Here is an 8,869-nt window from a genome sequence, read left to right as displayed (position 1 = left end):
GACGCACCGACAAATCCCAAACAAGACAGTCGAAGACGTCAGTCAGTCGGCGAGTCAGACGCATCAGCAGAACCACCACTCACATCATCACTGTCAGTCGATGAGCGAGTTCTTCGGGGACAGCACGCAGAACTCGTTGCCCTCGGGGTCCTCCAGCACCACCCAGCTCACGTCCGCAGGCTGACCGACGTCGGCCCGCCGGGCCCCGAGTCCGGTGATGCGCTCGACCTCGGTGTCCAGGTCGTCGGGGGCGAGGTCGATGTGCAGCCGGTTGAAGGTTGTCTTGGCGTCCGTCACGGGGACGAAGGTGATGCCCGGCAGGGCGTGCTTGTCGGCGCCGATGACGATCTCGTCCTCCGCCTCGAAGAGCACCTTCCAGTCGAGCACTCCGCACCAGAACCGGGCGAGTGCGGGAAGGTCATGAGTGTTGACGACGATGCTGTAAAAGGAAACGGCCATGCCCGCCATTGTGCCCGGCGGACATGGCCGCGCGGGTGATTCGTCCCCGACGCCACGGCCGTTGTCACGCTCGCCGGGTGGCTCGTCCGCCCCCGTCGTTCCGCCGGCACACCGGAACGGCCGTGTCCGCCGGGCGGACCTGTGGGCACGGCCGTACGAAGGGCCGGTCGCGGCACGCTCCGCGCCGGCTCAGCCGCCCACGGTGAACCAGGTGGCGCGGGACTTCTTCCACTCGTCGTGGTCGAGGTCCTTGGCCTCCGTACCGTCCCCGTACAGATCGGCGGAGCCGGCGTCCGTGATCAGCTGCGCCCGCGCGCCGGGCACCGTCAGGTCCGGCACGTCCACGACGGCCTCCCAGCCACCGGGGTCGGCGGTCGGCAGGTCGAGCCGCTTCACCGGCGCGTGTGCCGCGACGCCGTCCCAGGAGTAGAGGGCGTACGGGTCGGAGTTGTCGTCAGCGGCCCAGGAACCGGCCACGATCAGATACTGGTCGGCGGAGTTCTTACGGATGTCGCGGATGCTGAGGCCGCCGAGGTCCAGCTCGACGGGTGTTCCGATGACCGCCTTCGCTCCGGAGCCGGCCATCCTGTCGAAGTTGGTGACCGGCACGATCAGCGCCTTGCCGCCCGCCTTCGGCGGGACGAGGGGCGCCCGGAAACCGAGGTAGGCGGTCGTCGTCGAGCCGGGTGCGAACTCCAGCCCCTCGATGTTGAACCCGTCGATCTGCTTGGGCACTTCGCCGTCCGCCGTGCCCGCGGCGAAGCCGTAGCGGTTGCCGTTGGCCTTGTCCCAGGCGACGAGGTCGTCGCGGAGGTTCTTGTAGGAACGGCCGACGGTCAGCTGGGTCGCGGCGCCGGAGCCGCTCACCGTGGTCGTGAAGACGGTGTTGCGGTCGGCCTTGTACTCGCCGTCCTTGTTGTTGCCGAGCGAGCCGGTCCAGTAGACCGTGTTGCCGACCCGGGCCGCGCCCTCGATGTCGATCTCCTTGGAGACACCGAGCACCGAGCCCACGTCCCACGTCCGCACCGGCCCACCGGAGGAGGAACGGTCGTAGAGGCGCAGCGTGTTGGACTCGTCGTCGGCGACCACCGCGTAGCCGTCCCCGACGTCGACGGCGGCCGAGGCGTCGGAGGAGCCGGTGAGGTAGCGGGTGTCGGCGGCGTTCTGCACCGCGGCGGAGGCCGCGAAGTGCAGCGTCCTGGTGGCGGTCTTGCCGCCGAGGCCGGTGACCTTGACGGTGAGGTCGGTGTAGCCACGGGCGTGCGGGGCGACACGGAGCTGCCGGGTGGCTCCGGTGCCGGTCACCGTCACGTCTCCGGTCGCGGCGACGGACGGCTTGGAGCTGGCGGAGGCCGCCACGCCGAGCGCGGTGACGTCGGCGCCGCTCTGCGCGACGGTGACCGTCACCACCGGGTCGGCGGTGGCGCCGCCCGCGCCGGAGAGATATCCGGCCGACAGGGCGATCGTCGGCGTTCCGTAGCTCGCGGCGTGGGCGGGCACGCCCAGGCCCAGGGCTGCGAGCGCCAGGACGCCTCCGGCGGCGGCGGTCCTGCGGTGGCGGAGGACAGGGGGATGCGGCACGGCGTACCTCTCGTCGGCGTGGTGTCGAGGAGAAGGTTCCGGTTCCCGTGCCAACGAGCGGTACACGCCAGGCGTACGCCGGACGAACGGACAACGCAGAACGGCCCCCGGCGGGTGCCGGGGGCCGTTCACACGCGTACGGGGGTGCTCAGACGTTGAAGCCCAGCGCGCGCAGCTGCTCGCGCCCGTCGTCCGTGATCTTGTCCGGGCCCCACGGCGGCATCCAGACCCAGTTGATCCGGAGCTCGCTGACGATGCCGTCCGTCGCGGACTTCGCCTGGTCCTCGATGACGTCGGTCAGCGGGCAGGCCGCGGACGTCAGCGTCATGTCGAGGGTCGCGATGTTGGCATCGTCGATGTGGATGCCGTAGATCAGGCCCAGATTGACGACGTCGATGCCCAGCTCGGGGTCGACGACGTCGTACAGCGCCTCGCGGACCTCCTCCTCGGAGGCCGGCTTGGTGGTAAGAGTCTCGTTCTCGCTCATGCCGTCTTCCCTTCGGACAGCGCTTTCGCCGTCGCGTCCTTCCACGCCATCCAGCTCAGCAGCGCGCACTTGACCCGGGCCGGGTACTTGGAGACGCCGGCGAACGCGACCGCGTCCTCCAGCACCTCCTCCATCGCGTCGTCCGGCTCCAGCTGTCCCTTGGACTGCATCAGCTCCAGGAACGCGGCCTGGATCTTCTGGGCCTCGCCCAGTTCCTTGCCGACCAGCAGCTCGTTCAGCACGGAGGCGCTGGCCTGGCTGATGGAGCAGCCCTGACCTTCGTAGCTCACATCGGCGATCGTCTCGCCGTCGTACCGCACCCGCAACGTGATCTCGTCACCGCACGTCGGATTGACGTGGTGCACCTCGGCGTCGCCGTCCCGCAGGCCGCGCCCGTGGGGGTGCTTGTAGTGGTCCAGGATCACTTCCTGGTACATGGAATCAAGCTTCACCAGTCAACCCTCAGCCGCTGTCTAACCGAAAAAGTTCCGGACGTGTTCCAGACCGTCCACCAGGGCGTCGACCTCGGCGGGCGTGGAGTACAGATAGAACGACGCTCGCGTCGTCGCAGGAATTCCGTACCGCAGGCATACCGGTCGGGCGCAGTGGTGTCCGACCCGGACCGCGATGCCCAGCTCGTCGAGCACCTGCCCCACGTCGTGCGGGTGGATGTCACCGAGCGTGAAGGAGATCGTGGCACCGCGGTCCTCCGCGGTGGCCGGACCGATGATCCTGAGGTCCGGGACCTCCAGAAGGCGCTTCACCGCGTACTCGGTGATGGCCTGCTCGTGTCGGTGGATGTTCTCCATGCCGATGGCCGAGAGGTAGTCCACGGCCGCGCCGAGGCCCACGGCCTGGGCGATCGGGGGCGTACCGGCCTCGAACTTGTGCGGCGCGGGGGCGTAGGTCGAGGAGTGCATCGACACGGTCTCGATCATCTCGCCGCCGCCGAGGAACGGCGGCAGGTCCTCCAGGAGTTCCTGCCGTCCCCAGAGCACGCCGATGCCGGTCGGACCGACCATCTTGTGACCGGTGAAGGCCACGAAGTCGGCCTGCAGCGCCTGCACGTCGAGCACCATGTGCGGGGCGGCCTGCGAGGCATCGATGCACACCAGCGCGCCGACCTCCTGGGCGCGCCGGACGATCTGCTCGACCGGGTTTATCGTGCCCATGATGTTCGAGACCAGCGTGAAGGAGACGATCTTCGTCTTCTCGGTGATGATCTCGTCGATGTTGGACAGGTCGAGCCGGCCGTCGTCGGTGATGCCGAACCACTTCAGCTTCGCGCCGGTGCGCTGCGAGAGCAGCTGCCACGGCACGATGTTGGAGTGGTGCTCCATCTCCGTGGTGACGATCTCGGTCTCGTGGTCGACGCGGTAGGGCTCATCGGCCCAGCCGAGCATGTTGGCCACGAGGTTGAGCGACTCCGAGGCGTTCTTGGTGAAGATCACCTCGTTGCGGCTGGGCGCGTTGATGAACGCGGCGACCTTGTCACGGGCGCCCTCGTACAGCGCCGTGGCCTCCTCCGCGATCGTGTACACGCCGCGGTGCACATTGGCGTTGTGCCGCTCGTAGTACTCGTTGAGGGCGTCGAGCACCTGGCGCGGCTTCTGCGAGGTCGCAGCGCTGTCCAGGTAAACGATCTTCTTCCCGTCGTGGACCGTACGATCCAGCAGGGGGAAGTCCTTGCGGATCGCCTCGGTGTCGAGGAGGCCCGGCAGCTGTGTCACGCGGAAGCGCCACCCTTCACATATGCCTCGTAGCCCTCGTTCTCCAGCTTGTCGGCGAGCTCGGCGCCGCCGGACTCGGCGATCCGGCCGTTGGCGAACACGTGCACGAAGTCGGGCTTGATGTACCGGAGGATCCGGGTGTAGTGCGTGATCAGCAGGGTGCCGACCTCGCCGGTCTCCCGGACCCGGTTGACCCCCTCGGAGACGATGCGCAGGGCGTCGACGTCCAGACCGGAGTCGGTCTCGTCGAGGATCGCGACCTTCGGCTTGAGGAGCTCCAGCTGGAGGATCTCGTGGCGCTTCTTCTCGCCGCCGGAGAAGCCCTCGTTGACGTTGCGCTCGGCGAAGGACGGGTCCATCTGGAGGCCGGCCATCGTCTCCTTGACCTCCTTCACCCAGGTACGCAGCTTGGGCGCCTCGCCGCGGACGGCGGTGGCGGAGGTGCGCAGGAAGTTGGAGACCGAGACACCGGGGATCTCGACCGGGTACTGCATGGCGAGGAACAGGCCGGCACGGGCGCGCTCGTCGACGGTCATGTCCAGGACGTTCTCGCCGTCCAGGGTCACCGTGCCGCTGGTGATCGTGTACTTGGGGTGGCCTGCGAGCGAGTACGCGAGGGTGGACTTGCCGGACCCGTTGGGGCCCATGATGGCGTGGGTCTCGCCCTGCTTCACGGTCAGGTCGACGCCCTTGAGGATCTCCTTCGTGGCGTTGTCGGCCTCGACGGTGACGTGCAGGTCGCGGATTTCAAGCGTTGCCATGGGTGACTCAGGACTCCTGGGTGACGGAGACGAGCACATCGTCCCCTTCGATCTTGACGGGGTATACGGGGACGGGGCGCGTCGCGGGGAGGCCGGACGGCTTGCCGGTGCGCAGGTCGAAGCTCGATCCGTGCAGCCAGCACTCGATCATGCAGTCCTCGACCTCGCCCTCGGACAGCGACACGTTCGCGTGCGAGCAGATGTCGTTGATCGCGAACACCTCGCCCTCGGTGCGGACGACGGACACCGGCGTGCCGTGGAGCTCCACCCGCTTCGGGGTGTCGTCCTCCAGCTCGCTCAGTGCGCACGCCTTGACGAAGGCCATCAGACCGACGCCTTCAGCTCGGTCTCGATCTTGTCGAGGAGACGGGCCTCGACGTCCGGCAGGCCGATCTGCTGGACCAGCTCGGCGAAGAAGCCGCGCACGACGAGACGGCGGGCCTCCTCGGCCGGGATGCCGCGGGACTGGAGGTAGAACAGCTGCTCGTCGTCGAAGCGGCCGGTCGCCGAAGCGTGGCCGGCGCCGACGATCTCGCCGGTCTCGATCTCCAGGTTCGGCACCGAGTCGACCCGCGCACCGTCCGTGAGGACCAGGTTGCGGTTCATCTCGTAGGTGTCGGTGCCCTCGGCGGCGGCCTGGATGAGGACGTCACCGATCCACACGGCGTGGGCACCGTCGCCCTGCAGCGCGCCCTTGTAGGCCACGTTGGACTTGCAGTGCGGGGTGTTGTGGTCGACCAGGAGGCGGTGCTCCTGGTGCTGGCCCTTGTCGGTGAAGTACAGGCCGAAGAGCTCCGCCTCGCCGCCCGGGCCCGCATAGGCGATCCGCGGGTGGAGCCGGACCACGTCGCCGCCGAAGGTGACGACGATGGACTTGAAGGAGGCGTCGCGGCCGACCAGCGCGTTGTGCTGGCCGACGTGGACGGCCTGCTCGTCCCAGTCCTGGACGGAGACGACGGTCAGCTTCGCACCGTCACCCAGGACGTAGTCGACGTTGGCGGCGAGCACCGCGTCGCCCGTGTGATCGATGACGACGACGGCCTCGGCGAACGCTCCCAGCTCGATGACCTGGTGGCCGTAGGCCACGCCGCCCTCACCGTGCACGGCGATCCGGATCGGCTCGGTGAGCACGGCTTCCTTGCCGACGGTGACGACGGAGGCCTGCTCGAAGGACGAGTACGCCTGAGCGGCGACCCGGTCCACCGGCGTACCGGCCTTGCCGAGGCGGGAGTCGTCGCGGCCGACCGTCTCGACCGTGACCCCCGCGGGCGCCTCGATGGCGACCTTCACACCGCTGCCGGTGGCGACGGCGGTGCCGTCGTGCAGCCCGCGCAGGCGCTCCAGCGGCGTGAACCGCCACTCCTCCTCGCGGCCGTGCGGGACCGGGAAGTCCGCGACGTCGAAGGACGGGGGCGCGCTCATGCGCGTGGCGACGGTGGACTCGGCGGCCACCGCGATGGACCCGGCGGTCGTGGAGCCCGCAGGGATGTTCTGAGCCTCAGCCATGGCTGTCGTGGTGCTCTCTTTCTCAGTCGGACAGATGTCAGGGGGGCCGGTCGTCGGCGTACTAGCCGACCGAGCCCTCCATCTGCAGCTCGATCAGCCGGTTGAGCTCGAGGGCGTACTCCATCGGGAGCTCCTTCGCGATCGGCTCGACGAAGCCGCGCACGATCATCGCCATCGCCTCGAACTCGGTCATGCCGCGGCTCATCAGGTAGAAGAGCTGGTCCTCGGAGACCTTGGAGACGGTCGCCTCGTGCCCCATCGACACGTCGTCCTCGCGGACGTCGACGTACGGGTAGGTGTCGGAGCGCGAGATCGTGTCGACCAGCAGTGCGTCGCACAGCACGTTGGACTTCGCGCCGGGCGCGCCCTCGCCGATCTCGATCAGACCGCGGTAGGAGGTGCGGCCACCGCCTCGCGCCACCGACTTGGAGACGATGTTGGACGAGGTGTTCGGAGCCATGTGGACCATCTTGGCGCCGGCGTCCTGGTGCTGGCCCTCGCCCGCGAAGGCGATGGACAGGGTCTCGCCCTTGGCGTGCTCGCCCATCAGGTAGACGGCCGGGTACTTCATGGTGACCTTGGAGCCGATGTTGCCGTCGACCCACTCCATCGTCGCGCCCTCGTAGGCGACGGCGCGCTTGGTGACCAGGTTGTAGACGTTGTTCGACCAGTTCTGGATCGTCGTGTAGCGGCAGCGGCCGCCCTTCTTCACGATGATCTCGACGACCGCGGAGTGCAGGGAGTCCGAGGAGTAGATCGGCGCGGTGCAGCCCTCGACGTAGTGGACGTAGGCGTCCTCGTCGACGATGATCAGCGTCCGCTCGAACTGGCCCATGTTCTCCGTGTTGATACGGAAGTAGGCCTGGAGCGGGATCTCCACGTGCACGCCCTTCGGCACGTAGATGAAGGACCCACCGGACCACACGGCCGAGTTCAGCGAGGCGAACTTGTTGTCACCGACGGGGATGACGGTGCCGAAGTACTCCTTGAAGAGCTCCGGGTGCTCCTTCAGCGCGGTGTCGGTGTCCATGAAGATGACACCCTGCGCCTCCAGCTCCTCGTTGATCTGGTGGTAGACGACCTCGGACTCGTACTGCGCGGCGACACCGGCGACGAGGCGCTGCTTCTCCGCCTCCGGGATGCCGAGCTTGTCGTACGTGTTCTTGATGTCCTCGGGCAGGTCCTCCCAGGACTCCGCCTGCTTCTCCGTCGACCGCACGAAGTACTTGATGTTGTCGAAGTCGATGCCCGACAGGTCCGAGCCCCAGTTCGGCATGGGCTTCTTGCCGAAGAGCTTGAGGCCCTTGAGCCGGAGCTTCAGCATCCACTCGGGCTCGTTCTTCTTGTCCGAGATGTCGCGGACGACAGCCTCGGAGAGGCCGCGCTTGGCCGCTGCGCCTGCCGCGTCGGAGTCGGCCCAGCCGAATTCGTACGTGCCCAGGCCATCGAGCTCAGGGTGGGCAGTCTCCGTAGGGAGCGTCATGCGGGGTTCCTCCCGGGCGTGCTTGCAGATGCTGAATCGGTGGTCTGTGGGGTGGGGTGGCCACTGCGCGGAATGTACGTCGTGCACACGCCGTCGCCGTGGGCGATGGTGGCCAGACGCTGCACATGGGTCCCCAGGAGGCTGGAGAAGATCTCGGTCTCCGCCTCGCACAGCTGCGGGTACTGCTCGGCGACATGCGCGACCGGGCAGTGGTGCTGACACAGCTGCTCACCCTGCTGCGGGCCCGGCGCGCTGCGCGCCGTAGCAGCGTACCCGTCGGCGGACAAGGCCTTGGCCAGTGCCTCCGTGCGGGCTTCGGGCGCCGCGGCCTCGACGGCCGCGCGGTAGGCCGCCGACTGGTCGGCGATCCTGGCCCGGGCGAAGGCCATGACAGCTTCGTCGCCCGAGGTCTCGGCGATCCAGCGCAGGGCGTCCGCGGCGAGCTTGTCGTAGGACTGGTCGAAGGCGTCCCGGCCGCAGTCGGTCAGGGCGAACACCTTGGCCGGGCGGCCACGGGTCCGTGCCCCGTAGACGCGCTGCTCGCGGGCCACCACGACGTCGTCGGTGACGAGGGCGTCGAGGTGGCGGCGTACGGCGGCCTGGGTGAGCCCCAGGCGCTTCGCCAGGTCGGCGACGGTGGACGGGCCGTGGTCCAGGATGGAGCGCGCGACCCGGTTGCGCGTCGAGCGCTCACCGGTCGCGAGTTCCTCCTGCGGAGCCTCGCCCGTGTATTTCACAACGCCATTGTTGCGTAATTCCCTCGGCTCTGACAACCACGGTCCGGAACGATCACGGGTGGAATCCATCACTTAGGGTCACCTAATCAAGCCCCCGGACCGGGCCCACACCGACGGCTGCCTAG

10 protein-coding genes are annotated in these 8,869 nt (G+C 68.2%); all 10 read right to left on the bottom strand.

Features of this window, described 5'->3' with window-relative positions:
• Window positions 1-93: 93 nt before the first annotated feature.
• The 10 genes from ABZ434_RS06575 to ABZ434_RS06530 all read right to left on the bottom strand — a co-directional run bounded on the left by ABZ434_RS06575 (window position 94) and on the right by ABZ434_RS06530 (window position 8,744).
• Window positions 94-459 carry a VOC family protein gene (locus ABZ434_RS06575; protein WP_359132553.1) on the bottom strand — a complete coding sequence of 122 codons (366 nt, stop codon included), beginning with the start codon at window positions 457-459 and terminating at the stop codon, window positions 94-96.
• A 189-nt stretch (window positions 460-648) separates the two neighbouring features.
• Window positions 649-2,040, bottom strand: a complete 1,392-nt coding sequence (locus ABZ434_RS06570) for a DUF3616 domain-containing protein (protein ID WP_359132552.1) — start codon at window positions 2,038-2,040, stop codon at window positions 649-651.
• Window positions 2,041-2,188: 148 nt separating this feature from the next.
• Window positions 2,189-2,527: a metal-sulfur cluster assembly factor gene (locus ABZ434_RS06565; RefSeq protein WP_145802444.1), complete on the bottom strand. Its 339-nt coding sequence runs from the start codon at window positions 2,525-2,527 to the stop codon at window positions 2,189-2,191.
• On the bottom strand, window positions 2,524-2,979 hold the full coding sequence (gene sufU, locus ABZ434_RS06560; protein ID WP_024492621.1) for a Fe-S cluster assembly sulfur transfer protein SufU: 456 nt from the start codon (window positions 2,977-2,979) through the stop codon (window positions 2,524-2,526). The genes ABZ434_RS06565 and sufU overlap by 4 nt, the downstream gene beginning before the upstream one ends.
• Before the next feature lie 21 nt (window positions 2,980-3,000).
• Window positions 3,001-4,257 carry a cysteine desulfurase gene (locus ABZ434_RS06555; protein WP_359132550.1) on the bottom strand — a complete coding sequence of 419 codons (1,257 nt, stop codon included), beginning with the start codon at window positions 4,255-4,257 and terminating at the stop codon, window positions 3,001-3,003.
• The gene (gene sufC, locus ABZ434_RS06550; RefSeq protein ID WP_359132549.1) at window positions 4,254-5,018 is read right to left on the bottom strand and encodes a Fe-S cluster assembly ATPase SufC; all 765 of its coding nucleotides are present in this window, start codon (window positions 5,016-5,018) and stop codon (window positions 4,254-4,256) included. The genes ABZ434_RS06555 and sufC overlap by 4 nt, the downstream gene beginning before the upstream one ends.
• Before the next feature lie 7 nt (window positions 5,019-5,025).
• Complete coding sequence (locus ABZ434_RS06545; RefSeq protein ID WP_359132548.1) at window positions 5,026-5,343, bottom strand: bifunctional 3-phenylpropionate/cinnamic acid dioxygenase ferredoxin subunit; 318 nt, start codon at window positions 5,341-5,343, stop codon at window positions 5,026-5,028.
• On the bottom strand, window positions 5,343-6,524 hold the full coding sequence (gene sufD, locus ABZ434_RS06540) for a Fe-S cluster assembly protein SufD (RefSeq protein ID WP_359132547.1): 1,182 nt from the start codon (window positions 6,522-6,524) through the stop codon (window positions 5,343-5,345). The genes ABZ434_RS06545 and sufD overlap by 1 nt, the downstream gene beginning before the upstream one ends.
• A 61-nt stretch (window positions 6,525-6,585) precedes the next feature.
• On the bottom strand, window positions 6,586-8,007 hold the full coding sequence (gene sufB / locus ABZ434_RS06535; RefSeq protein WP_123469251.1) for a Fe-S cluster assembly protein SufB: 1,422 nt from the start codon (window positions 8,005-8,007) through the stop codon (window positions 6,586-6,588).
• Window positions 8,004-8,744 carry a metalloregulator ArsR/SmtB family transcription factor gene (locus ABZ434_RS06530; RefSeq protein ID WP_359132546.1) on the bottom strand — a complete coding sequence of 247 codons (741 nt, stop codon included), beginning with the start codon at window positions 8,742-8,744 and terminating at the stop codon, window positions 8,004-8,006. Before ABZ434_RS06530 ends, sufB begins: the two co-directional genes overlap by 4 nt.
• Window positions 8,745-8,869: the final 125 nt, after the last annotated feature.

This window comes from Streptomyces sp. NPDC005761, from assembly GCF_040630635.1.
Taxonomy (GTDB): domain Bacteria; phylum Actinomycetota; class Actinomycetes; order Streptomycetales; family Streptomycetaceae; genus Streptomyces.
Note: the sequence above shows the minus strand (reverse complement) of the source record. Positions and strands in the feature narration are given on the sequence as shown.